This is a genomic window from Bradyrhizobium sp. LB13.1, assembly GCF_054056815.1.
On record NZ_JBSRYQ010000001.1, the window covers coordinates 5980091 to 6003985 of the forward strand.

21 protein-coding genes are annotated in these 23895 nt (G+C 60.7%); 11 read left to right on the plus strand and 10 right to left on the minus strand.

The window, feature by feature from the left end; translation table 11 throughout:
- Positions 1-103: 103 nt before the first annotated feature.
- From ACVWYI_RS29030 to ACVWYI_RS29040, 3 genes are all read left to right on the plus strand, one after another.
- A complete protein-coding gene (locus tag ACVWYI_RS29030) occupies positions 104-3082 on the plus strand; it encodes an FAD-binding and (Fe-S)-binding domain-containing protein (RefSeq protein WP_456663834.1) in 2979 nt (992 codons plus the stop codon).
- Positions 3075-3503 (plus strand): GlcG/HbpS family heme-binding protein, encoded by a 429-nt coding sequence (locus ACVWYI_RS29035; RefSeq protein ID WP_247443755.1) that lies wholly within the window; start codon positions 3075-3077, stop codon positions 3501-3503. The genes ACVWYI_RS29030 and ACVWYI_RS29035 overlap by 8 nt, the downstream gene beginning before the upstream one ends.
- Before the next feature lie 726 nt (positions 3504-4229).
- On the plus strand, positions 4230-5018 hold the full coding sequence (locus tag ACVWYI_RS29040; protein WP_456663835.1) for a hypothetical protein: 789 nt from the start codon (positions 4230-4232) through the stop codon (positions 5016-5018).
- A gap of 94 nt (positions 5019-5112) precedes the next feature.
- Here ACVWYI_RS29040 and ACVWYI_RS29045 read toward each other — a convergent pair whose 3' ends face one another.
- Complete coding sequence (locus ACVWYI_RS29045) at positions 5113-5328, minus strand: hypothetical protein (RefSeq protein ID WP_456663836.1); 216 nt, start codon at positions 5326-5328, stop codon at positions 5113-5115.
- Positions 5329-5518: 190 nt separating this feature from the next.
- Here ACVWYI_RS29045 and ACVWYI_RS29050 point away from each other — a divergent pair, with 190 nt between their 5' ends.
- The 3 genes from ACVWYI_RS29050 (at position 5519) to ACVWYI_RS29060 (ending at position 7451) form a co-directional block, all read left to right on the plus strand.
- The gene (locus ACVWYI_RS29050) at positions 5519-5872 is read left to right on the plus strand and encodes an AAA family ATPase (protein ID WP_456663837.1); all 354 of its coding nucleotides are present in this window, start codon (positions 5519-5521) and stop codon (positions 5870-5872) included.
- A 16-nt stretch (positions 5873-5888) separates the two neighbouring features.
- Complete coding sequence (locus tag ACVWYI_RS29055; RefSeq protein WP_456663838.1) at positions 5889-6698, plus strand: hypothetical protein; 810 nt, start codon at positions 5889-5891, stop codon at positions 6696-6698.
- Positions 6699-7241: 543 nt separating this feature from the next.
- On the plus strand, positions 7242-7451 hold the full coding sequence (locus tag ACVWYI_RS29060; protein ID WP_456663839.1) for a hypothetical protein: 210 nt from the start codon (positions 7242-7244) through the stop codon (positions 7449-7451).
- 155 nt (positions 7452-7606) lie between these two features.
- Here ACVWYI_RS29060 and ACVWYI_RS29065 read toward each other — a convergent pair whose 3' ends face one another.
- From ACVWYI_RS29065 to ACVWYI_RS29075, 3 genes are all read right to left on the minus strand, one after another.
- A complete protein-coding gene (locus ACVWYI_RS29065) occupies positions 7607-7861 on the minus strand; it encodes a hypothetical protein (RefSeq protein ID WP_456663840.1) in 255 nt (84 codons plus the stop codon).
- Between the two features lie 112 nt (positions 7862-7973).
- Positions 7974-8228, minus strand: a complete 255-nt coding sequence (locus ACVWYI_RS29070; protein ID WP_456663841.1) for a hypothetical protein — start codon at positions 8226-8228, stop codon at positions 7974-7976.
- A 41-nt stretch (positions 8229-8269) separates the two neighbouring features.
- On the minus strand, positions 8270-8494 hold the full coding sequence (locus tag ACVWYI_RS29075; protein WP_456663842.1) for a hypothetical protein: 225 nt from the start codon (positions 8492-8494) through the stop codon (positions 8270-8272).
- A gap of 1049 nt (positions 8495-9543) precedes the next feature.
- Between ACVWYI_RS29075 and ACVWYI_RS29080 the strand changes: the two genes are divergently transcribed.
- On the plus strand, positions 9544-9777 hold the full coding sequence (locus tag ACVWYI_RS29080; protein ID WP_456663843.1) for a PRC-barrel domain-containing protein: 234 nt from the start codon (positions 9544-9546) through the stop codon (positions 9775-9777).
- A 1002-nt stretch (positions 9778-10779) separates the two neighbouring features.
- Here ACVWYI_RS29080 and ACVWYI_RS29085 read toward each other — a convergent pair.
- Together ACVWYI_RS29085 and ACVWYI_RS29090 are read right to left on the minus strand one after the other, a co-directional pair.
- A complete protein-coding gene (locus ACVWYI_RS29085) occupies positions 10780-11019 on the minus strand; it encodes a hypothetical protein (RefSeq protein WP_456663844.1) in 240 nt (79 codons plus the stop codon).
- Between the two features lie 1180 nt (positions 11020-12199).
- The gene (locus ACVWYI_RS29090) at positions 12200-12862 is read right to left on the minus strand and encodes a hypothetical protein (RefSeq protein WP_456663845.1); all 663 of its coding nucleotides are present in this window, start codon (positions 12860-12862) and stop codon (positions 12200-12202) included.
- A 452-nt stretch (positions 12863-13314) separates the two neighbouring features.
- Between ACVWYI_RS29090 and ACVWYI_RS29095 the strand changes: the two genes are divergently transcribed.
- Genes ACVWYI_RS29095 through copD form a run of 3 tightly spaced genes read left to right on the plus strand, consistent with a single transcriptional unit; the run spans position 13315 to position 15653 of the window.
- The gene (locus tag ACVWYI_RS29095) at positions 13315-14319 is read left to right on the plus strand and encodes a hypothetical protein (RefSeq protein ID WP_456663846.1); all 1005 of its coding nucleotides are present in this window, start codon (positions 13315-13317) and stop codon (positions 14317-14319) included.
- A 2-nt stretch (positions 14320-14321) separates the two neighbouring features.
- Positions 14322-14678 carry a copper resistance CopC family protein gene (locus tag ACVWYI_RS29100; RefSeq protein WP_456663847.1) on the plus strand — a complete coding sequence of 119 codons (357 nt, stop codon included), beginning with the start codon at positions 14322-14324 and terminating at the stop codon, positions 14676-14678.
- Positions 14679-14720: 42 nt separating this feature from the next.
- The gene (gene copD / locus ACVWYI_RS29105; RefSeq protein WP_456663848.1) at positions 14721-15653 is read left to right on the plus strand and encodes a copper homeostasis membrane protein CopD; all 933 of its coding nucleotides are present in this window, start codon (positions 14721-14723) and stop codon (positions 15651-15653) included.
- A gap of 524 nt (positions 15654-16177) precedes the next feature.
- On the opposite strand, the gene ACVWYI_RS29110 is transcribed toward copD, so the two are convergent.
- The 4 genes from ACVWYI_RS29110 to ACVWYI_RS29125 form a co-directional block, all read right to left on the minus strand.
- Positions 16178-16675, minus strand: coding sequence for a hypothetical protein (locus tag ACVWYI_RS29110; RefSeq protein WP_456663849.1), 498 nt, complete (start codon positions 16673-16675; stop codon positions 16178-16180).
- A gap of 212 nt (positions 16676-16887) precedes the next feature.
- On the minus strand, positions 16888-19107 hold the full coding sequence (locus tag ACVWYI_RS29115; RefSeq protein ID WP_456663850.1) for a hypothetical protein: 2220 nt from the start codon (positions 19105-19107) through the stop codon (positions 16888-16890).
- Between the two features lie 558 nt (positions 19108-19665).
- Positions 19666-20448, minus strand: coding sequence for an enoyl-CoA hydratase/isomerase family protein (locus ACVWYI_RS29120; protein WP_456663851.1), 783 nt, complete (start codon positions 20446-20448; stop codon positions 19666-19668).
- 135 nt (positions 20449-20583) lie between these two features.
- Entirely contained in the window at positions 20584-22674 is a 2091-nt protein-coding gene (locus ACVWYI_RS29125) for a molybdopterin-dependent oxidoreductase (RefSeq protein WP_456663852.1), read from the minus strand.
- A 252-nt stretch (positions 22675-22926) separates the two neighbouring features.
- On the opposite strand from ACVWYI_RS29125, the gene ACVWYI_RS29130 reads away from it, so the two are divergent.
- Complete coding sequence (locus ACVWYI_RS29130) at positions 22927-23883, plus strand: tripartite tricarboxylate transporter substrate binding protein (RefSeq protein WP_456664587.1); 957 nt, start codon at positions 22927-22929, stop codon at positions 23881-23883.
- Positions 23884-23895 lie beyond the last annotated feature (12 nt).

Here is a 23895-nt window from a genome sequence, read left to right on the forward strand (position 1 = left end):
GCAGCCGAGCCTGCTCATTTGCATTCATAATGTAATCGATCAGAAACAAGAATGAATACTCCAGTCCGGCCGTAGGCCTCGCTGGATCAGTCCGGGACCAGGGATGACAAACGCCTCCTCGCTCGAACGGCGCCTGCGCGCGGAAATGACCGGCGACGTCCTGTTCGACGGTTTCAGCCGCGGCCGCTACGCCACCGACGCCTCGTTCTACCAGATCGTGCCCGCGGGCGTGGTTGTGCCCAAGACCATGGACGAGGCCTTGCGGGCGCTGGCAATCGCCCGGGACGACGGACGCAAGGTCACCCCGCGCGGCGGCGGCACCTCGCAATGCGGCCAGACCGTCAATGACGGCCTTGTGGTCGATCTCTCGAAGCATCTGACCCGGATCCTGTCGCTCGACGTCGAGGCCCGCACCTGCGTGGTCGAGCCGGGCATCGTGCTCGACGACCTCAACCGCCAGCTTAGGAAGCACGGCCTCTGGTTTCCCGTCGACGTCTCCACGGCCTCGCGCGCCACCATCGGCGGCATGGCCGGCAACAATTCCTGCGGCGGCCGTAGCTTGCGCTACGGCACCATGCGCGACAACACGCTGTCGATGGAGGCCGCGCGCGCCGATGGCACGCTGAGCCGTTACGGCGAGGTGGCGCGCGATCTCTCTGATCTCGACGCGAACGACAGCGCCAGCGCCCTGTTCCGCGACATGCTCGATCTCGGCGCCCGCGAGGCCGAGGAGATCGCCGCGCGCTTCCCGAAGGTGCAGCGCCGAGTCGGCGGCTACAATCTCGATGCGCTGGTGCCGCGCAATGCGCGCAACAACATGGCGCATCTTCTCGTGGGCTCCGAGGGCACTCTCGCCTTTACCACCAAGGTCGAGCTGAAGCTGTGGCCGGTGATCCGCAACAAGGCGCTCGGCATCTGCCATTTCGGCAATTTTTACGAGGCGATGGACGCCGCCCAGCATCTGGTCAAGCTGAAGCCGATCGCGGTCGAGCTGGTCGATCGTACCATGCTCGCGCTCGGCCGCGACATCGCGATGTTCCAGCCGATCATCTCTGCTGCCATCAAGGGCGATCCGGATGCGGTGCTGGTGGTCGAATTCGCTGAAGAGGATCAGGCGGATAATCTCGTACGCCTGAAGCAGCTCGGCGAGCTGATGGGCGATCTCGGCTTCGGCTGGAATAACGACAAGCGCAAATGGGGCGGCGTGGTCGAAATCATCGAGCCTGCGCTGCAGAGTGGCATCGCCGATTTCCGCGCCGCCGGCCTCAACGTCATGATGTCGATGAAGCAGGAGGGCAAGCCGGTCTCCTTTGTCGAGGACTGCGCCGTGCCGCTGCCGCATCTCGCCGACTACACCGCGCGGCTGAACGAGGTGTTCGCCAGGCACGGCACCAGCGGCACGATGTACGCCCACGCCTCCGAGGGCTGCCTGCATGTGCGGCCGGTGTTGAATTTGAAGCTCGATAAGGACGTCAAGGCGATGCGCGCCATCGCCGAAGAGGCCTTCGAGCTGGTGCGCGAATACAAGGGCTCGCATTCCGGCGAACATGGCGACGGCCTGGTGCGCTCCGAATTCCACGAAACAATGTTCGGCGAGCGCCTGGTCGCCGACTTCCGCGAGGTGAAGCAGCGCTTCGATCCCGATGGCGTGCTCAACCCCGGCAAGATCGTCGACGCACCGAAGATGGACGATCGTTCGCTCTTCCGCTTCAAGCCTGAGTATCGCGTCGCCGAGCTCAAGACAAAACTCGACTGGTCCGCTTATCCCGGGGCCGGCGGCGGTTTTCAGGGCGCGGTCGAGATGTGCAACAACAACGGCGCCTGCCGCAAGCTTGAGGGCGGCGTGATGTGCCCGTCCTACCGCGCGACGCGCAACGAGAAGGACGTCACGCGAGGGCGTGCGAACACTTTGCGGCTCGCCATCTCCGGCCAGCTCGGCGAGGGCGCCTTGTCGTCGGACGAGATGATGGAGACGCTAAAGCTCTGCGTCTCCTGCAAGGCCTGCCGCCACGAATGCCCGACCGGTGTCGACATGGCCAAGATGAAGATCGAGGTGCTCGCCGCGCGTGCGGCGTCACACGGCCTGACCTTGCGCGATCGCCTGGTCGGCTACCTGCCGCGCTATGCCGGCCTCGCCTCGCGCTTCGCGCCGCTCGTCAACCTGCGCAATCACAGCCCGCTGCTGCGAAGACTGTTCGAGCGCTTCGCCGGCATCAGCGCGCGACGCGCCCTGCCCGCCTTCCGCAGCGATGTGTTCGTGCCGCCTGCGGACAGCGTGGGGCCAGAAACCGGCCGCGAAGTCGTGCTGTTCGCCGACACCTTCAATCGCATCTATGAGCGCGAAAACCTCGAGGCCGCGCTGCGCGTGCTCGCGGCGGGCGGCTATCGCGTGCACCTGCCGAAGCCCGCGAGCGGCAGCCGGCCGCTATGCTGCGGCCGCACCTTCCTGTCCGCCGGTCTCGTCGACCAGGCCAAAGTCGAGCTCGATCGTCTCGTCGCCGCCTTCGCGCCCTTCGCCGCGCGCGGCGTGCCGATCGTCGGTCTCGAGCCAAGCTGCCTGCTGACCCTGCGCGACGAGCTGGCTTCGCTGCGCAAGGACAACGATGCCAAGGCCGTCGGCGCCCACGCGCTGACCTTCGAGGAATTTCTGGTGCGCGAAGCCGAGGCCGGCCGGCTGCAACTGCCGCTCGGCACCGTCGCCGACAAGGCCATGGTGCACGGCCATTGCCATCAAAAATCCTTTGGCGCCTTCAAGCCGGTCGAGCAGGTACTGCGCCTCGTCCCCGGCCTTGCGGTCGAGACCATCGAGTCGAGCTGCTGCGGCATGGCCGGTGCGTTCGGTTATGGCGCGGACACCTACGACGCCTCGATCGAGATGGCCGAGCTGTCGCTGCTGCCTGCCGTGCGCCGCGCGGACCAGAATACGCTGGTCGTTGCCGACGGCACCTCCTGCCGGCACCAGATCCACGACGGCGCCCAGCGCGAGGCGCTTCACGTCGCGCGTGTGCTGGCGATGAGCCTTGATCGTGCCAAAACCCAATCCACAACCACTCCCCTTGCAAAGGAAACCAGCCATGGCTGACCTCACCCTCGACACCGCCCGCAAGATCCTCGACGCCGCCTTCGCGAAATCCACCGAGCTGAAGCTGAAGCCACTCGTCGTCACCATCCTCGACGCCCGCGGCGTGCTCAAGATCGCCGCGGCGCAGGACGGCACCAGCCTGATGCGCGCGGAGATCGCGCACGGCAAGGCCTATGGCGCGCTCGCATTGGGCATGGGCTCGCGCGCTTTGTTCCAGCGCGCGCAGGAGCAGGCCTATTTCATCGACGCCGTGAACACCATCGCCAAGGGCGCGCTGGTCCCGGTCCCCGGCGGCGTGCTGATCATGGACGGCGCGACGCTGCTCGGCGCCGTCGGCGTCTCCGGCGACACGTCGGACAACGACGAGGCGTGTGCCGTGGCGGGCATCCAGGCCGCGGGGTTGAAAGCCAACGCGGGGTGAATCCTGTAGAGGTGGGTTGGACGGCGGCTGCGCGAAGCGCGGTCGCTGACGTAACCCACCACTTCTGTCACCGCGGAGACTAAAAAGGTGGGTTGCGCCCTACGCGGCCACAACACTTTGCGCCACTCGACGAGCAAAACACGCTAGCCCTCGGTCAACCACCACCCATCAAAATATTCGCCTTTACAGAATTTCTGTTTTATCGCATTCTCCACCCCATCCTGATCCGGCGAAAGGGGCGGTCGTACGTCGTCACGAACCGCGGATCGGGCTGCGGTGGACGCGAGCGGCGCCGATGCGGAACGTAATGTGCAGGGCGGGATGAACCCCGTGAGCACATCGCGGACCGCGCACGACGGACGGCGCCGAATGCGTACGGCAAAACCGCGTGGTCCTGGCCGTCGTTGCTACGGTCAAGCCTTTGCGAATGCGGCATCGCCTCAACCGGGGAGATGTCCGTGATTTTCGCGAGGCGACGGAGGCAAGCAGGAATTCGTCTCCGGGGAGAGCGCGCATAAGCCGTCAAACCACTGCGCAGGGAGAGCGTGTGCCAAGAAAGCCTAGACATATCAATGCGTTGGTGGCGTTGTGTCTACATTTGTGTCGCGATCCGGCGACAGCCTGGCTGCGAGAAAATTATATGAATGCCCATCAAGCCCTGTGGATCGCGGTGAAGGCTGGCGGCGGGCGCAACGGTCGCGCTACGATCAACGGATGACGAATCCTATGTCCAAGATGATCCTGCTCGCACTGGCCGCGCTCGCCGTTTTGGCGACCGACGCCTCGGCCGATGTGCTGAGGTGCAAAATCGAAGGCTTCAGCGAGAACATTTTCATCACTTCTTCGCCCGACACCAATCAGAATGACGGTCAATACGCTCGGATCGGCATCTCGCCCGGCATCGGAAACAGAGCTTTTGCTTTCGCCGACCGCATGGGCGCTCACGTATTCGTTGAATTGAATGCTGACGGTACGCCTGTTGGGCTGTTGACGGTGCAGAAGGATATGCACGTGATCAATTCACGTCAGTCAATCGATTCCTTCGGGCATGGTTTTTGCGCCATCCCAAAATGCAGGCATGTGTACTCGATGCGAGTCGCTAAAGGCGTGTTCGCCACGATGACCACGACGGTAATCGCACTGCTCACGCTCTCGCTGATGATCGGCGCAGCGTCGGCGCAAACTCGCAAAGAGATTTACGAGTTGCAGGAACGATGTGGCAAACGGGCCGAGCAGATCTACGAAAAGGATTTCCCGGTCGGTGAGCGGAAGGGTCTCGAATCCTTCGAGAACCACTACAACGTTCGGCTAAATCGCTGCTTCATACTCGAAGAAAATACTATGACCGCGAAGGACGCAGGCAAGTCCTACGGAATGAAACTACTCACACTAATCGATGTGAACGACAACAAGATCTACGGCAGCTTCAGCCCGCTCAACTGCGATGTCCAGAAAACGACCTGCAAATCGGAGCAGGAATTCCGGTCCTTGATACGGCAGTTCATGGAAGATTGACGGGGGACGCAATGAGGCTGGAAATAAATCATCAGCTCATGTTCAAAAAGCCATCGGGGTTTGAGCTGCCGCCAGGTCCGTAGCCATTAGCCTTTTACCCCACCAAGATCACCTCGGCGAGATGCGCGAGTCCGGTGCCCGCGATGTCCTGATCTATTGCCGCGACTACCGCTGCGGCCATCACATCGAAGCCAACGCGGACGGCTGGCCCGACGATGTCCGGCTCTCCGACATCGAGCCGCGCTTCATCTGCAAACGCTGCGGCCCAGCGCGGCGCGGAGATGCGGCCGAAGTTTTCGCACGGACGCATGGGGACAGGCTAAATACCTGATGCTAGCCCGGTTTGGATGTTTGTGGATTGAGCCCCACCAGCAGGCCTGTGAATAATCGGGACAACAGCCCCAATCCTAGTCTTGCTACCCTGCATTGTGCCATCGTGTCACAATAGCGATTCGCGAAAATTGCCGCCACGGCACTTAATTGACTGGCGAGGGGATGCGGTGCGGTACAAATCGTTCAGAATACAAAACTTCAAGGGGATCAAGGACGCTACAATTAACCTCGACGGTGTTGGCGGTGCAGCGGTCTTTGCTCTCGTCGGCCTGAACGAAAGTGGAAAAACAACTGTCCTCGAAGCCATTCACAGTTTCTCACCCGAATCCGCTACCGGCGAACTACTCGGCGGCCCTAATGGAATTGGCATTCCATACAAAGATCGAGTGCCGAGACATCTGATTTCGACATTTTCCGGAGATGTTTCAGTCACTGCCACGGTCTCGCTTAACGAGAGCGACAAGGAGCAGATCGCCGCAGCGGTTATTCACCCAGTTTCGAGTCTCGCGAGCAGGTGTTGACCGAAAACTTCTATTCTTGTTCGACGAGCCAGCCTCTAACCTTCATGCGGCGGCCCAGCAGAAACTGATCGACTGCTTTCCGGGCATCGCCCGCGATGACCACATGCTAGTTTATTCAACTCATAGTCACTACATGATTGAACCGAAGTGGCTGGAGCAAACATTCATCGTCACCAATCGGGCCGATGCTCCCGGCAAATCTATTCTGGATGAGATTTCGCTCGACGATGAATCGCTCGACGTGAAAGTTGCATCGTATCGATCCTTCGTAAATGAACATCCAAACCAAACGAGCTATTTTCAGCCAATACTCGATCGACTTGAAGTTGCTCCCTCCCGCTTTGACATGAAGCGGTCATCGATCATTTTGGAAGGAAAATCTGACTATTACATCCTGCGATACGCCACAAAACTCCAAAATATGCCGGATTTGCCGCTCATCCCCGCTCTAGGAGCTGGAACATTCGACGCGCTGGCATCTCTGCACGTCGGCTGGAATCTGGACTTCCTATTTGTTTTAGATGGCGACAAGCAGGGCTTGGAGGAGAAGAAGCGATATTCGCAGCAATATGGTATCCCGGCAGAGCGTCTAACAACCATCAGCGAGCTGGCTGGAGACACAAAGGTCATTGAAGACCTTCTTGATGAGGAAGCGCTCAAATTCATTCAATCGGAGCTGTCTTTAACTAGCCCGCCGAACAAGAGCCAAATCCGGCGTTTCTTCCAAGAGCGGTTGGCCAGCGACCAGACGACTAAGATAAGTGCTGGATTTTCTTCCTCCTCGAAGAGCCTGCTGCACGCACTTCGCTCCCGGCTCAATCCGTAGTTATCGATCGCGCGACAGTGTCCACCACGACGGTCTCGGAGGATGATCAAGATTAGATCGTGGTGGCACGCGAGACGATGCAGGAGATGGCTCTGTCAGAGACTCTGAGAGAGCGGTGAATATCCCTTATTGGAGTCCCCATCGGAGCGCTCCGATAGGTCAACGCAAGGGGCATGGCGTAAACCCGCTAATTTCTAGCACGTCTCACTTCGCGCCCTGCCGCTGCTCGGCTTCGGCGATTTCGCATACGGCCACGGGATTCGGATGCCAGCGGCTGACACCGCAGGCCGCATGCGTAGCGCAAGTTCAGCGCTCACGCTTGGCACCGGGATCGCCCTAGAATAGGTCTGATCCAGCGCGCTCATGATGGGATAGCACAGTGGACCGTTGCCACGGATCAGGCCCAGCGCTTCGATCTGGCAGTGATTCGCGGCTGGCGTTGCAGATTTACAACCCGCACGGCCGTCCAAGGTACTAAGCTCATCGATTGGGACGACCAAACATATTTCATTCTTAGTTCAATATAATCAGCGGGGGCGAAAAGTGTTTGATGTCTATCGCAATGACAAGCGCGACTTTCTCGTTCTAAGTACAGGCTCTGCCGTACCCGTGCTTTACTCTGCGCATAAGTGGCGCAAGAGCAGGAAAAGAGTTCTCAAGGTCAGCGATGAAATCAAGACGGCCGTTCAGGCGCAGGGCTATTACGTCCGCAACCTGCGGGCCACCAAGGAGCGAATGGTCGAGGTCGAGTAGGCCGGCGGCCGGCGTCTCGATGTCCAAAGTCTACAGCACGACCGCCACCAGTCCGCCGTAACAGCCGTCACCACAGTCTGATCACTCAGGACCGTAAAAAGCCGCCGGGTTGAGGCCGCGCGGCGGCTCTTGCTATCGCGATTGCGAGATGATCGTCAGTAGCCACTCTTCGTGCTCGCGCCAGTGGTTTGGCCCGGCGCATAACCGGATGCACCGGGATGTCCCTTCTTAGAACCCATGGCGTGCATTTTGTGTCCCGGAGAGTATCCGGATGCTCCTGGGTGGCCTTTCTTAGACCCTTTGATTTGCATCTCGTGACCCGGCGTTTTGCTCGACACACCTTGCGCAAATACGGCCGGCGCTGTCCCTACGAGGGCGATGACGGAAAGTGCAACAATCACCGATTTCATTTTCATTCCTCCTCAGATAACCCCTCCCGACCAACCACTTGGAAACTGCGCTGTTCCATGAATGGTTGTTCATCAACCCTTCGCCGCAACGCAAATAGCCCGGATCATGTGCTCAAGATCGATGGATGCGGAGAAAGAAGATCGGTGGGGGCAGTCTGAACACAAGCAGCGGGTCGCGGTTATCTGGTCGTTGCGCCTTCCAACCGCCCAGCCCAGTCTCGATGACCACGATGTCTTCCGCGATCTGCTGGATGGTAGTCGTGCAGTCGATCCCGGTGCACGCGTTGAGGTCTGCAATCAGTTTCCGGCGCTGCATCCGCAGCTCATCGAGAGACCTCTGGTCCTTGAGTGAAACGTAACCCTCCACGATCAGCCCAATAGCCCCTGACATCTTCCGTACCCCGAGCCTCATTGTACCTTCAGGCTGCAATCACGCGTCCTGAGTTCGTCTAAAACAACGCCCCTGCGCAATTTGTGCGCAGCAGCCGTCAAATGCGAGCCTACGATCAGCCCGAGCCGGCTTAAGGTCAGGAGTGCAACGGGCTCACACAGCTCGATAGAAAGTCCGGCTCCCAATATCGCAATGGCGCGCTGCTCATCCGCGTCGAGATCAGCCCATGAAATGCCTTCCATCACGCGCCTCAAAGTTATCCCCGAGGGACATCTCAAAAACCAAACGCGTACCTGATTTGCCGCAGCATGATCATTGCCGTGTCGGTGTACCGACCGCAGTAACCAGTAACCAATCCCTTAACCGGCGCGACGTTTGGATGCGCGTGCCGTGGGACGAGGCGAAGGCGCTGCAACGGCCGTTATTTCGAGTTACGCCACCTATTAGCCGCCAGACCGCATCAGAAACGGATCCACAGACAGAGCTAATCGGTCCGCCACTTGCGTCGCGCCCGACGTGGATTGCCTTTCTGGCGACAGCGAACGGAAAGAATTGACGGTCAGCCCAGTACAAGCGGCAAGAACAGCTATCGCAATCGCAGCGAGATATTTGGTCCTCATAGCGATGGTCCCCTTTATCACCCTGAATTAACCGGGCACTCTCAGAAATAGTTCCCGAGTGCTGTTTGTGTGTCAGTTGGGCCGAAATGCATGGCTGCAAGTGGATGCGTCGAACGCCGCACTCACTTCGGGTTCCTCGTCCGGATGGAACATCGCGTCGCGATGAGAGGTCCAACGGAACGAAAACACCTGCCAGGCTTTGAAAAAACATGAGACCGTCGCTCGCCGGTACTAACACGGCGCATGTCGCGGATAGCCAAAGGTCGTTGCCAGCGACCCGCTGTTCTTAATACAAGCGCTCGCGCAGATAGCCAAAAGCGGCGGTCTCCAGTTTTATTCAAAAACGTCAGCCGTGCCTCGATTGGGTCGCGGGGAGCAGTGTTGGGCCGATATCGGCCAGCCGGACGGCGTTCTTGCCAACCGAAGGCTCCGTTATGCGCAACCGAATTGACATTGACCACATACACAGTCGGGCCATCGTTCGAGAGATCGGCGAGAGGCTACGCGCGTTGCTGAAGCCAGAGCTGAAACTGCCGGCGCGCCTCAAAACGCAAATCGACCGGCTTCGCGAATTGGAGCGCACACCGTCAATCGTTCCCGATGCGGAGCATTGGAATAAACGTCGCCGTTGAGCCGCAGGCAGATGGGCCGGCCGAATTTGGACGAGCAAGATGCCATCGGAGAAACGTCGTGCGTCAAAGATTTTGAGCGAGTACGGGTCAAAGATTTTGAGCGAGTACGGTAAGGCGCAATCCGAATTGATCGGCAAAGCCGTCGTCCTTACCGACGGAAAGGCAGGCACGGTCGAGAACGTTTGGCTGGATGAATTGCACGGGCTTCGGATTTCGATCAAAGGTCATGACGGAAGATGGCCGATCTCAACCATCAAGTTCGAGGAGAACTAGACCTTCGCACCCGCTGCGCACCACCCCAAAATAGCGCGCTATTTCAGAACATTCCGATCAGGATGAAAAACCCGATCTCAATCAGGAACGTCGTGCTCATAACCGCGACCGTAAGGAACACGTCGCTCGCCGAAAGAGGGTTCATGAATGCCTCGCATCTTGCGAAGCCCCGGGAGTAAATCATTCAGGCTAGAGAATGTTTCAGTTCCAAACTCAGACGGCGCGAGATGCGAGCGGGGCGGACATCCGAGGCGGCCTAAGGCCAGGCCCGCTTCGGGTCAAAAGCGGCGGTCCGGCGCTCGCATACCCTTGATAGCGGACCTACCCACACCCACGCGCCAACTATCCCTACGCCGATCCGATCCCCACCCGCGCAACAGATCAGGACGCGCGCACGGCCATCTCGCGAGCAGCTACAGCCACCGCCACCGGTTGGACCTCGTGGTGGTTCGTCGGCGTCGGACGTTACCTTCGTGATTGCAGAAAGGCACAACCCGTAAATTTCCCAAGTGTTGGCAATCAGGCGCACTGGTTTAATTGGTCGGCAGGTTGTGGGCGCCGCACCATGAAAACACCGAAGCCAAAGCAATGGGCCGAGCGCGAATTCCAGCAATTGTTCAAGCTGGCCCGGGCAGGCGCAGGCGTATCGAAGATAGCAGCCGAGCTGGGCCGTCACGCGGGATCAGTGAGGCGAATGGCGCGAACGATAGGGATACTGTTGAAGAAGTAGCCGTCGGGGACCTTTTGTGCAGCGCCAACGATCTACAGCCCAAACGCTCGGCTCGTGTCCCGCATCGGTATTGAGCCCGGGCGGAGATAAACGGCCCGGGCTCATCTGTTGAAAGGCCGTTACTGGGACCGACCAGATTTAGTGTGACTAAAGTTCGTTGGGGCAGTGCTAAAGCGGGTTCGCATGCGACATTGGGAATACTACGGGAGGCTCGCAAGGTCCGTAGCAACTTACCGGCCAATCGGGAGCAAAGCAGCACGTTGAGGTGCCGCTCAGTCAGATTTCGCCCGCGCGGCAATCTCTTTGACCTTCGTCAGCGTTCGTTCGAATTCCGATCGAAGATACTGCTCGTGCGCGAGGTCTGTTGGCTCCGCCAGAAATGCGACTTTCACGAGGAAGCGGTTCAACAGCGATGTAATTGGAAGGTTGCCCGAGTGTTTCGAACGGAGCGCCGTAAGTTGGCGACGCATCTCGATGAGATCAAGCGTTTTGTGGTCCGGCTGCTCTCTCAAATGAAGCTCGCGCGACTATCCAGTGACGAAGTCGCGGCACCGAGTATGATGGTGCGGCGACTTCGCTGGGGTGGGCCGGACAAGGGCAATGTCCGGTGTGCGCAAACCTAATCCTCTGGAGCGCGGCCGCAATCACGGTTTGAAATTAAGCTTGATGTTCGTGTTGCAAGTTAATTCTGGAACTGTGCGCTAAGGCGAACGATAGGATTACTGTTGAACTTCGCGATTGAGGGGATGCATTGGATGCGCTGCCCGGCGCGGAGACGTAGCTCCGAGGGTCTTGGCATCGCTGGTTCGAGTACATCCGCCGAGAATGACTTGGCCGCCAGTTCAGCCTTGCGCCAGTCAGCCCGCCGCCTGTGCTCGGCTGCCAACGCCATTTTAGTCTCCACATCCGAGATGATCCGGTCGATCTCGGCTCTGTCCAGCGTGCCCTGGTCCGCAACACGATGGACAGCACCATCACGACATCACCGTAAGGCATCAACAAATCTCGGACCGCTCTTGATGAAGCAGTTCGGCGTGCTATTACGCACCCCCATTAATCGGCTCGGAGAGCATCAGTGGCTAAAACGACTAAGACCAAACGCAAAGAATACACGAATGAAGACGTTAAACTGATCAAATCGCATTCCAAAGCTCGCACCCCAGTCGCCAAACTTTCAAAACTGATGAAGAGGTCCGAAGGTTCGCTGAGACAGAAGGCGCTCGCGCTCGGTATCGGTCTGGGTCATCAGCGGTAGCCACAGGCCATACCCAACCAAAACGGCCCCGGCGCGTGAAGCACTCCGGGGCCGTTCAAGATCATCAGGCTCGGGTACGTCCGCCGAGCCTGCCGATCTAGATGTCGTCAATTGCCGGACCTGATGTCCGCGCAAAATCGTGTCGAGCGACATCGATATGATCACATTGCGTTCGGTTTACCGCGTTTCGAGCCCAAACCGATTACGTCGCGCGAGAATGACCTTCCTTGTCAACTCGTACCTCATCTGACGCGCAATCATCCGCGCCCGCGTAGCCTCTGCGACGCTGCGCGGACGTGCTGACGGCATTCCGGCAGCGATCAGCCGAGCGACGCCCACAGGTACTTCTTCGACACTGCCAAACCATCCGTCTGTTCGCTGTAAAGTACGGAATGGCTCGGCGCCGGGCGGACAGAACTTCAACCAATCCTCCTTTTTTAGATCCGAACAAAGCCCTTGAAGGTCGGCTCAGCCTTCACGGCGTGGTACTTGAAGTGCGGCTCCTGAGGAGCCGGTGCCGGCGCCGGCACGTGCTGATCATCGCCGCGCGGCAAGCTCGCAGGCGCCGTGCCGGCGATCACAGCATCCGCGTGCGCACGCAGCAGCTTGGCAACCAGTTCCAGCGCGGCTGGCACTTCCGCGCGGCAGATCGCCATGAACTTGTCGACGCCAAGAGCATCGTACACCAGCGGTACGGCGCGCGCGGTATGCTCGGAAAGTCGCGAAGCCGCATTGTCGAATTCCGTACCAACCTCCGTCAGCCTGCCAATCAGACGATCGATGTCCGCTGCGGTTTCCGCTCGCAACTTCTTATCGGCGGCGTCCTCCTTGGCGCGTTCGAGATCGGCCAGCCGCTGGTTCATCTCCGTCAACGCCGTCTTGAGGGTCGTGGCGCGATCCTGAGCGAGGCGGAGCGAAGCCTCCGCTGCATCAAGAGCGGCATCGTCGCCGCTCAGTGCGCTTTCCTTGGCCGCAGTGGCATGCCGGGCAATGGCTTGATCGCATTCGGCGAGGTTCGCGGAGAGTCGATCGCGATTAGCCGTTGCGGCGTCGATGTCGCGCTGGATGGTTTTCTCGGGATTGGATTTGAAGATCGCCATTAGTTGCTCCTGTCGTTTCGCGATCACGTTACGCGATGACAGAGCTGCTTCGCATCAGACATAATCCAACGAAATACAACGAGAGCGTATGTCGGCTGTTCGGCCGGAGCAGTCGGCGGACATAGCGTTGCGAATGTGCAAGATGGGCCATGAGCAGACCTGTCCACGCGGCGCGTTCGGGAGCAGAGCAGTTAAGCGACCGGTACGACGAGCTATTTCTGGATGGGCGCGTCGAGATTATTCCTTGCTTGAAGTGACATTTTTGTCCTTTTGTTCCCGTGGGTGCATGGTAGCCTTGTGGCGGGTCAATGCACTCGACACCTCCAATGCCTTCAGCGCCGATCGAAGTCACACGTGGGCCTATTTGCGAGAGAACGGCGTCGGGGGTCGAACCTGAGCAGGCCGCTCCGGTGGCCGCCTCATCCATCCGCTACACAGCAGAGTGACCTCTCATGCCTATCCGTCATTTGCGCACGGCCCTGCCTGGGCTCGCAATCGCGCTCGTTTCTTCCAGTCAAGCTTCTGCCCACGAAATCGTCGGCAACCGCTTCTTTCCTGCAACCCTCGGGATCGACGATCCCGGCGTCAACGACGAACTTTCGCTGCCGACCGTCGCCAATTTCAAGACCGGCGATGATCCGTCGTTCAGGCAGCGCGATTTTTCCGCCGAATTTTCCAAGCGCATCACTGAAGCATTTGCGATTTCGTTTGGATCGACTTTTAGCAGTTTCGCGGCTCCCGGCGGGCCGACCGGGATCGGCGCGAGCGGATTTCAGAACCTGGAGACGACGTTCAAGTACCGCCTCTTCCGGGATCCGGAGCATGAGTTTGTGATGTCGGTCGGTCTCAGCGTCGAATGGGCCGGAACGGGCTCGCAAAGTGTCGGAACCGACCCTTTTAACACCTACACACCCACACTGTACCTCGGAAAAGGGTTGGGTGATCTTCCCGACACCCTGTCATGGATTCGACCGATCGCCGTCACGGGGCAGATCGGCTATGCGATCCCGGCGAGACGTTCGACGACGACGCTGAGCATAGACCCTGATAGCGGTGACCTGACAGCCGATACCGAATTTCATCCGAGGGTGATCAATTGGGGAGCGACCATCCAATACAGCATGCCCTATCTCAAATCGGCGGTCGTCGATCTTGGCCTGCCGGATTTTGTTAATCATCTGATCCCGATCGTCGAAGCAACGATGCAAACCCCGGTCTCGAATACCTTGACGTCCGGGACCCTGACGACCGGGACCATCAATCCGGGGATCCTTTGGGTCGGAAACTCGTTTCAGGTCGGTGTCGAAGCCCTGATTCCGATCAATCGGCAGAGCGGAACGAATGTCGGGGTGATCGCGCAGTTGCACCTGTACCTCGACGATATCGATCCGCGCGGGATTGGAAAGCCGATCTTCGGCAATGCCGTTCAGCCCGCCAGCCCGTTTCCGAGGAATTGATCATGCGCCGCACAGCTTTTGCCGTACTGGTTCCGCTGTTGCTGCTGCTCGTGACGGGCAACGCACTTGCGCACGCTTCTCTCGACCATGCCGAACCGCGCGTCGGCAACAAGGTCGCGACCGCACCACGCGAGGTGACCCTGTGGTTTACCCAAAAGCTGGAGCCTGCCTTCAGTTCCGTGACCGTGACCAACGCCGCCGGCCAGCGTGTCGATACCGGCAAACCACGTGTCAGCGGCAACCAGATGTCGGTCGCACTGCGTTCAGGGGGCGCGGGAACATACCGCGTAAACTGGCGTGTTCTTTCCGTGGACACGCACACGACGGACGGCAGCTTCACCTTTCAGGTCGGGCAGTAAAGGCCTGATGATCTGATGCTAGGGGACGCTGTAAACGTCTCATTGATCGTCGTCCGCGCGATTCACTTCGCCGCCACCGCGATAACCGTCGGCATCCTGATTTTCAGGGCAGTGGTGGCGCAGCCCGCGCTGCATTCAACGGGAGCTGCCCGCATCCTCGTCATTGGTCAGATGATCGTTCGTGCCGCATGGATCGGCCTAGCGGTGACCGTGGCATCCGGCGCGGCCTGGGTTCTGTTGCAGGCCGCCGCCATCAGCGGTCTGCCGCTCGGCGAGGCCGCGACCACAGATATCCTCTCCACCGTGGTGACGGAGACGCAGTTCGGGATGGTTTCGGAAATTCGCCTTGCACTGGCGATCGTGCTGGCCGCTTGCTTGAGCTATGACCGACTTCCGCTGGGCCGACCTCTCGCGCTCGCCTCTAGCCTCGGCCTCGTAGCGGGCATCGCATGGACCGGACATGCCGGGTCAAGCGCGGGCGATATCGGCAACATCCACGTGATGGCAGACGCGTTACATCTCATCGCCGCAGCGGCCTGGCTCGGTGGACTTGTGCCGTTCACCCTTGTGCTGGCGGAGGTTCGGCGCAACCAGGATCATGCGTGGGCCTCGCTTGCATCGCAGGCAGCACGCCGGTTTTCCAGCCTCGGCATGGTCAGCATCGGCACAATATTGGCGACCGGCATTGTCAATGCCTGGATTCTGGTCGGTTCAATCAAGGGGCTGCTCACAACGGAATATGGATGGCTACTCATGCTGAAGATATTTCTCTTCATGATCATGCTCGCCTTTGCCGCCATCAATCGGTATTGGCTGACGCCTGATCTTGCCTTGCCGCTGGGTAATGAAGCGCAGCTCAAGGCCCTTCGTCGACTGACGCGCAACAGCGGAATCGAGATCGCCTTCGGACTTGCGATCTTTGCGGTCGTCGGGGTGCTCGGGACCTTGCACCCCGCAGTTCACTTGGCGAACTAGCGTCCCCAACAGCCCCCTCCACGATAGCATTCAGTTGTTCTAATGTTATTCGCTCGCATTGTCCCTTCCCGGTTAAAAGCGGCGCGACCCTAACGGGGCGCTATTTCCGGTGTACCGCCAAGAGCGGACGAACTGAGGTGACGGGATTCACCCCCGCTCATCTAGCAACGAACGGTCCAACTACAGGAAGGTGTTCTTTGCTGCTCTCTCTCTGGGAGCCAACATTCTCCCTAATGCCGGCCAAAGAGCCGCGCTTGGCGTGCCTTCAAGCTAGTCAAGCTGATTATCCAACGCCCGCCCTCGCGGTGGGCATCGATCAGCCCGCGCTCCGCCCAAACACGTACGGTCTCGTAGTTCAAGCCACAGACCGATGCAGCACGCTTGAGGGGCAAGCCAGTGCGGGGCCGGCTGCTCAAGCTCCGCGACGCGGGCCTGCAACCGTGCGATCGTCTGCTGCAAGGCAGCGACAACATCATCCTGATCGTCAGTCTCGTGGCCGGTCTCTCGCGTATCTGCATCCATGGTCAGGCGCCTCCGGTCAAACGCGCAGGGCCGCCGGCAATGGCGTCGAGAATCTGCCAGCACTCATCCTGCGTCCACTCACATGGGCGCTCGAAGCAGCGCATCGCTACCCTCAGGTGCTGGTCGCAACGGAGGGAGGCACGAAGATCGTCTTCGCGGACCGCGCGAGCCTCGGAACGCATGGCGCCGTCCAGCTCGACCAAAAGGGCCAAAAGCCGGCGAGCTTCCTGCCGGCGTGCCTCCAGATCAGGGATCGAGCCGAGTCCTGCGCAACCTTCGTCGAATTCGGCAAAAGCAATATCCAGGCGGCTTTGATCGGCGGGCCGGGACAAGTTGTTGCGACCGAGGTGTCGATTGACCGCGTCGATGACAGTGGGCATCCGCCAACGCGGCTGCTTCTTTTCGTAGCCATCGGGCGCCACATGACGCAAGGCACGGCGGACAGTTTGCCGATCAAGCTCCAGCATGTCGGCGGCGCCGAACGCGGAAACGAGTTTCACGTTGAGTTCCTTTCGATGTTGTTGTCGCTCTCGAAATTCGCCATCTCCAGTCGTGCCGGGCGCGCGGGCGCGACCCGCCCCACGACTCCTACTTCTCTAAAACCCTCCTTCTTGCCTGTCTTTTCCCTGTCACTTCCCTCGTTTCTCATCTTCTCAGCAATTGAAAGAAAAGGGGGTCATTACGGTCACAGCAGCTCGAAAAACAAAGGTGCTCAGGGACTTGCGTCGATGACCGGTGTCGTGACCAGAAACGTCCTTACGCCGCTTTCGCGGTCACCGGTCAGTGACCCGCGATCGATTTGTGACCCGGTGTCGTGACCGGCACGCATCTTGACGATGGTCTCGCGGTCATTCCAGCTCACTGGAATGAGCGAGTTGACCTCGCGCGCCGGGTCGGTCGCGGTCGCGGTCTTTCCCTCGAACAGCCGGCTCTCATAGGCCGCGCGGTGGTAGCGAAGACCTGCCGCGTTCAGCGCAATGCCGCAGTAGTAACGGCTCGCGCTATCGCGCATCTCGTTGCGGTCCATGCCGATGCGCGCGTCGCCCATGGCTTTCAGCGCTTTGGCGACCGCTTCGTTGGTCGGCAGACGCCGAGCTTCGCCCTTCAGCTCAAGCCACCATGCCGAATGAGCCAGACAGAAGTCGGAGGAGCGGAGCCGGGCCGTCGGATCAAACTCGACGCAGTCGGCGAGGAAGCCCGCAACGAGGTTGCTGTCCTTGTGGATCGCGTCGGCTGTCTCTTCAATTGCATTGGTGGTCTCAATGGAGCCCCGCTCCAGCGCCCTGCGAAGCCCGGCAATCGCCCAATTCAGAACGCCCGGCAGTTCGGTCGCCACGACCAACTCGCCGGGCTTGGCGAAGCCCCGGCGCAAGGCTTCAGCGGCGGCGCCGATCGGCTTGCGGTTGGAGAACTGGCGCGACACTTCAATCACGATCATGCGGTCAACGATCGCGCGCGTCGCTTCCTTGAACTGCGGCTGGAAGTTGGTCGCCCAAAAGATCGGCGCGCGGATCACGGTGTTGATCATCGGACCGTTCTTCACGTTGATCTGCACCGGGTCCTGCGTGATGATTGATTTGACGTTGGTCGAGAAGTTCCACTGGCCGTTAAAGGCTTCGTGCAAGACCCACGGCGCCCGATGCTGGAACGGCATCAGGCCATGCGTCCCCTCGACCGAACCAATGGGCGCGCTGATCGACTTGCCGAACAGGCCGGCGATGACGTCGAGCGGCCCCGACTTGCCGAGGTTCTGGATGCCCCAAAACACGCACGCCTTCGAGAGCGCGCGCGGCTTCTTGTCGATCAGCGCGCAGCCGAACAGCTCTTGAACGACACGCACAAGCTCGCCCTGATCGTCCTTGTCGCCGAACATATCGGCGATCATGGTTTCCCACCACGGACACGTGGCGGCGGGGTCATAGTCAAGATCGATGCGCCACGTGCAGAAGTGATCAGCGCGCGCGATCTCCAACTCGCCCGTGCGCGGATCGACCAGCCCCGAGCGCGTCGGGATTTTGCCGTGCTGGTCCCACGGGATTTCATCCTCGCGGAAAAGCTCAGGCCGCGCCTCGATCCAGTTGCGGGTTTCGTTGCGCATCTTGGTGCTGTTCTTGAAGCCGAGCCCGACGCAGGCTTTCTCGATGCGCACGTTCAGCCATCTCGGCTCGACGCGCAGCTCCCACACGCCAGCCTTGTAGAACCACGTGTGGTTATTGATGTTAATGATCTGCTCGCCTGCAGCGCTCATGTGGGCGAGCACGGCCTTGCCGAGCTGCACGTGCTCCTCATCCTTGCGCGTGATCACGGGGCGCAACGGCACGACGTTGTCGCCGCTGGCGGTCTGGCGCGCGTCAGACTCGGCCTCGCGCTTGACGATCTCATTGCGCGTGGTCATGCCGGCCTCGACCCCCTCGACGGCCTTCAACGCGGGGTCCTTCTTCTTCTTCTTGCGCTCTTCAGGCGGATGCTTACGGACCCAATCATCGCAGTCGCGGCGGATGTTGCGCTCCTCGCGGCGCCAGTTCCAGCGGTTGCCATAGTCGCCGGCCGCGACCTTCGTCGCCGCAAGCAGGATCGCGACGACCTCATCGACCGCCATGCCACGGCTCAGCATCGAGGCCGCGCACTGGATTTGCGTCTGATGGATCGAACTCTCGCCGCTGCCCATATAGATCATGGCGTTCAGCCGCGCCTCGACGTCGATCGGGGCCTTGATATCGAACTTCTTTGCATATTGCGCAAAGAAGTCGTCCTCGATTTCCTGCACGGTCGCACCGCGCTGGCGAACCTTGCGCAGCATTACGGGCGATTGCTCGCTGAACCACTCTTCGAGATCGTCCAGCTCATAGCGGCGATCGGGATCAAACGACGTGATCTCGACCTCGTTCCATGCGCCGTCCTTGGTGTTGTGCGTGCCGGGAAGGCGCAGCACGCGACTGACTTCGCAGACAGCAGGATCGCCGGCAACGATGTCGGAGAGCTGGCGCAGCGCGGCCTCGATGCGCTCGCGTTCGGCTTGATTGTCGATCGGCTCGTTCGCAGCTAAATCAATGACTTAGCCATTCCACCGGCTTCTCTGCGCGTCCACGCGGGTAATTATTTTCCCCTGCGCAGGGAAGGCCGGGTGCCGGCTGGCACCCGCATAACTCCCGTGCGAGAACGTTGCACACGCAATGCACAGGAGAGAAACAGGGCAGCCTGACATCCGGCCTTCCCTGCGCCCTTTCTCCGGAAAGGGCGTGAAACGGAGAGCAAACCTCGGGCGAAATACGCCGCGAGAACGCGAAGGCGTGGTTGCTGTTTGACAATCGAATCTAAGCTGGTGGAAGTCGCTCTCGTGCCCCGGACGCAGCGCAGCGCTTCTTCAGCGGGTGCGCTGCAGAGCCGGGGCCTATCCCGCCGCGCTGTACCGAACTGCCTTCTGGGTCCCGGCTCTGCGCAGCAACGCAAGAGCGTTGCAGCGCGTCCGGGACACGAGAGCGGTGCGCCCTCACCGCCCCGTCCAAATCGGCTTGCGCTTTTCGCCGAACGCTTTCAGCCCTTCCTTGGCGTCCTCGGTCATGGCGAGCAGCGCGATCTGGCTTTCGGTGTAGGCGATACTCTCGTCGAACGACATCGAGGCGATCGCGCGCATCGCGTATTTGCCGCGGCGGATCGCGGTCGGGGATTTGTCGACGATGCGGCCGATCAGCCAGTCGACCTTGGCATCCAGCTCGGCCGTGGGCACGACATAATTGAGCAGGCCGGCTCCTTGCGCCGCCTTCGCGTCGAACGGCTCGCCAGTCAGCGCCCATTCGTTGACGAGCCGCGGCGGCGCGATCGACTGCAACAGGCTCAACACTTGCATCGGAAACACGCCGACCTTCACCTCCGGCAGGCCGAAGATGACGTGATCGGCGCCGACCGCCATGTCGGTCATGCAGAGCAGGCCCATGCCGCCGGCCATGCAGACGCCGCCGACGCGCGCAATCGCCGGCTTGGTCGCGTTCTGCGACAAACGCAGCAGATCGGCATAGTCGACATTTGGTTTGGAATGATCCATCGCGAAAGCCGCGCCGGAGTTCTGCAAATCCGCGCCGGCGCAGAACGCCTTCTCGCCCGCACCCGTCAGCACGATGACGCGGACATCCTTGTCCTCATGCGCGTCGCGATAGCCGCGTGCGATTCCGGCGATGACCTCGCCATTCAGCGCATTGCGTTTCTCGGGCCGGTTGATGGTGATCCAGAGCGCCTGCCCGCGCTTCTCAGTGATCACGGCTGTGGTGTCGGTCATGGCGCACTCGCTTCCTCTAGTTCCCGTTTTGCAGCCATTTGCGGCAGCACGGGCGGAAGGTGCAAGGGCAATCTGCGGCGAGCCGCCGCTTTAGCGCCTCGACACAAACTTGAAAGGCGAACGAAGCGCGAGCGCTCAGGCCGCGACCGCTTTCCTGATCCAGACCTTGTTGTCGTGGAAAGCGGCTCCGCCGATCGGCGCGATGGTGTCCGCGCCCGTCAACATGTTGATGCCGCGGTTACCGATATGGTTCTTGTTGGGATGAACGGACTCCGCGATCAGCACACCACGGCGCACGCCCTCGAACAGAGTGGCAATCAGCGTGGTCTCGCCGCGGGTGTTGCCGAGCGTCACGGCGTCACCGTCGGCGATGTCGAGCGCGGCCGCATCCAGGGGATGGATCATCACGCTCGCTTTGCCCTCGCGCGCCTGCGAGGACGGCGTCTCGTTGAAGGTGGTGTTGAGGAAGCTGCGCGACGGGCTGGTGGCAAGCCGGAACGGATGGGCCCGATCGGAGTGCTCGATCACCGCCCAATGGTCCGGCAGCGACGGCATCTTGTCGAAGTCCCCCATCGTCTGGCCGAACGGCGGATGCGCCCAATCGGCTTTGAAGTGGAATTTCCTGTCGGCATGGGCGAAGCCGTCGAGATAATGCGAGGTGCGGAAGTCCGGTTGCAGGTCACGCCAGAGATCGGCTTCAAGGCCGGCAATGTCGCCGTGGTCGCTGAGCTTCAGCGTCGCGTCGATCAATTCACGCGGCGTCAGCTCGAACCCCGGATGCCTGGCGCCGAGCCGCGGCGCCAACGCCTGCAGGACCTCATGGTTGGAACGGCATTCGCCGGGCGGATCGATCAGCTTCGGCCCGACCGAGATGTGCTGGTGGCCGCCGCCGTAATAGAGATCGTCGTGCTCCATGAACATCGTCGCCGGCAGCACGATGTCGGCCATCTCAGTCGTCTCGGTCATGAACTGCTCGTGCACCGCGACGAACAGATCCTCGCGCGCAAAGCCCTGGCGCACCAGTGCCTGCTCCGGCGCCACCGTCATTGGATTGGTGTTCTGGATCAGCATCGCCTTGATCGGACCCTTGCCGTGCAGGGCCTCGGCATCACCCGTAAGGATGCGGCCGATCTGCGACTGGTCGAGCGCTCGGATGGTCTGGTCGATGGCGTCGTGGCCTTCGATGATGGATTCGTTGAAGTGCCACAGCGCGTAATTGTTGAAGAAGGCGCCGCCGCCTTCATATTGCCAGGCGCCGGTCACCGCGGGAATGCAGTTCGCGGCATGCATCTGCGCCGCGCCGTTGCGCGAGCGGGTGAAGCCGTAGCCAAGCCGGAAGAAGGTGCGCTTGGTTTCGCCGACCAATTTGGCAAAGGCCTCGATCTCCGCCACCGGCACGCCTGAGATCGCGGACGCCCATTCCGGCGTGCGCGTCTTCAGATGCGCCTCGAGTTCGTCAGGGCAATCGGTGTACTTGTCCATATAGGCGCGGTCGGCATAGCCGTCACGGAACAGGACATGCATCACGCCGCAGGCGAAGGCACCATCGGTGCCGGGCCGCAGGATGATCTTGATGTCGGCCTGCTTCATGGTTTCGTTGTCGTAGATGTCGACCGCCGCGATCTTGGCGCCGCGCTCCTTCCGCGCACGTGCCGCGTGCGTCATCACGTTGACCTGCGTGTTGACGGGATTGGTGCCCCAGATCACGACGAGGTCGGAGAGTGCCATCTCGCGCGGATCGACGCCGGCGATCTTGCCGGTGCCGATCGCGAACCCGATACGCCCGACATTGGCGCAGATGGTCTGATAGAAGCGCGAATATTTCTTCACATGCGTGAGGCGATTGAGGCCGTCGCGCATCACCAGCCCCATCGTGCCGGCGTAATAATAGGGCCAGATCGATTCTGCACCGAACTCGCGCTCGGCCTGATTGAAGCGACGCCCGATCTCGTCGAGCGCCTCGTCCCAGCTGATCCGCGCGAATTGGCCGGAACCCTTCGGCCCGGTGCGGCGCATTGGATACATCAGCCGCTCGGGGTGATGGATGCGCTCGGCATAACGGGCAACCTTGGCGCAGACCACGCCGGCCGTATAGGTCTGCTTTTTCGAACCGCGGACGCGGCCGATGCTGCGTCCCTCGACCACCTCGATATCGAGGGCACAGGCCGACGGGCAATCATGCGGACAGGTCGAATGGCGGATTTCGATCTTGGCGTGCTGGTTCATGACCAATTTGGTAACACCAAAATACCTGTCAGCCGAGGGTATTTATCCGGCAACGCCCATGCGATTTGCTCAGGCCGCGTGCGCCGCCGGTTCCTGCTGCGACCGCGAAGAGCGGCACCGCCACACCGCAAACCGCCCGATATTCCCGGCACCGTCGGCTTTGTGAGGCGTCGACAGTCCGCCTCCCCTGCCGCTACAGTGCCGGCCAACAAGAACGATATCAGGGAGGTGGGTGTGACGGCCCGACAATTGATGCTGGCGCTGGCCGCCGGCCTGCTCAGCGCCTTCGCTGCAGCCCCGTCCCTGGCGCAAGACTATCCCAACCACGCGGTTCGGATCGTCGTGCCCTTCGGCGCCGGCGGGCCGGCCGATGTCGCGGCCCGGCTGATCGGCAATGCGCTCCAGGAGAGTTTCGGCCAGCCCTTCGTGATCGAGAACCGAACCGGCGCGGGCGGCGTCATCGGCACGGTCGAAGCGGCGAAGTCGCCGGCCGACGGCTACACGCTGTTGATGATGTCCAACACCCAGACCGCAAACGAATCCCTGCTGACACCGGATAAACGCAAATATGAACTGATGCGTGACCTCGCGCCGATCGCGCCGGTGAACTATTCCGATCTCGTCATGGTGGTGAACCCGCAAGTCGCAGCGAAGACACTGCTGGAGTTCGTCGCGCTCGCCAAGTCGCAGCCGGGCAAATTGAACTACGCGTCCTCCGGCCAGGGCACGCCCTATCACATGGCCGGGGAGCTGTTCAAAGCCATGGCCGGCATCGACCTCGTGCACGTCCCCTACCGCAACAGCGGCGAGGCGCGCAGCGGCGTGATCGGCGGGCAGGTGCAGATGATGATCGACGCGGTGCCGGCGATGGCGCCTAATATCGGCGAGAACCAGGTCCGCGCGCTCGCGACCACTGGCAAGCAGCGCTCAGCGGTGCTGCCAAACGTACCGACGGCGATCGAGGCGGGCGTAGCAGGCTCTGAAGCCACGATCTGGCTCGGCCTGATGGCTCCCGCCGGCACGCCAAAACCTGTTATCGACAAGCTCAATGCCGCCGTGAACGCGATGGTGAAGCGCCCCGACATCATAAAGCTCTGGACCGAGCAGGGCGCTGTGCCCATGTCGATGACGCCGGACGAATTTGAGAAATTCCTGCGCGGCGACATCGAAAAATGGGCCGACGTCGTCAAGAAGTTCGACAAGTCCTGAGGCTGTAGAGCG

Excerpts from the sequence above, each read along its gene's own strand:
- ACVWYI_RS29030 (WP_456663834.1), top strand. The coding sequence starts at position 104 with ATGACAAACGCCTCCTCGCTCGAACGGCGCCTGCGCGCGGAAATGACC.
- ACVWYI_RS29035 (WP_247443755.1), top strand. The coding sequence starts at position 3,075 with ATGGCTGACCTCACCCTCGACACCGCCCGCAAGATCCTCGACGCCGCC.
- ACVWYI_RS29040 (WP_456663835.1), top strand. The coding sequence starts at position 4,230 with ATGTCCAAGATGATCCTGCTCGCACTGGCCGCGCTCGCCGTTTTGGCG.
- ACVWYI_RS29045 (WP_456663836.1), bottom strand. The coding sequence starts at position 5,328 with ATGCGTCCGTGCGAAAACTTCGGCCGCATCTCCGCGCCGCGCTGGGCC.
- ACVWYI_RS29065 (WP_456663840.1), bottom strand. The coding sequence starts at position 7,861 with ATGAAATCGGTGATTGTTGCACTTTCCGTCATCGCCCTCGTAGGGACA.
- ACVWYI_RS29075 (WP_456663842.1), bottom strand. The coding sequence starts at position 8,494 with ATGGAAGGCATTTCATGGGCTGATCTCGACGCGGATGAGCAGCGCGCC.
- ACVWYI_RS29080 (WP_456663843.1), top strand. The coding sequence starts at position 9,544 with ATGCCATCGGAGAAACGTCGTGCGTCAAAGATTTTGAGCGAGTACGGG.
- ACVWYI_RS29090 (WP_456663845.1), bottom strand. The coding sequence starts at position 12,862 with ATGGCGATCTTCAAATCCAATCCCGAGAAAACCATCCAGCGCGACATC.
- ACVWYI_RS29095 (WP_456663846.1), top strand. The coding sequence starts at position 13,315 with ATGCCTATCCGTCATTTGCGCACGGCCCTGCCTGGGCTCGCAATCGCG.
- ACVWYI_RS29100 (WP_456663847.1), top strand. The coding sequence starts at position 14,322 with ATGCGCCGCACAGCTTTTGCCGTACTGGTTCCGCTGTTGCTGCTGCTC.
- ACVWYI_RS29120 (WP_456663851.1), bottom strand. The coding sequence starts at position 20,448 with ATGACCGACACCACAGCCGTGATCACTGAGAAGCGCGGGCAGGCGCTC.
- ACVWYI_RS29125 (WP_456663852.1), bottom strand. The coding sequence starts at position 22,674 with ATGAACCAGCACGCCAAGATCGAAATCCGCCATTCGACCTGTCCGCAT.
- ACVWYI_RS29130 (WP_456664587.1), top strand. The coding sequence starts at position 22,927 with ATGCTGGCGCTGGCCGCCGGCCTGCTCAGCGCCTTCGCTGCAGCCCCG.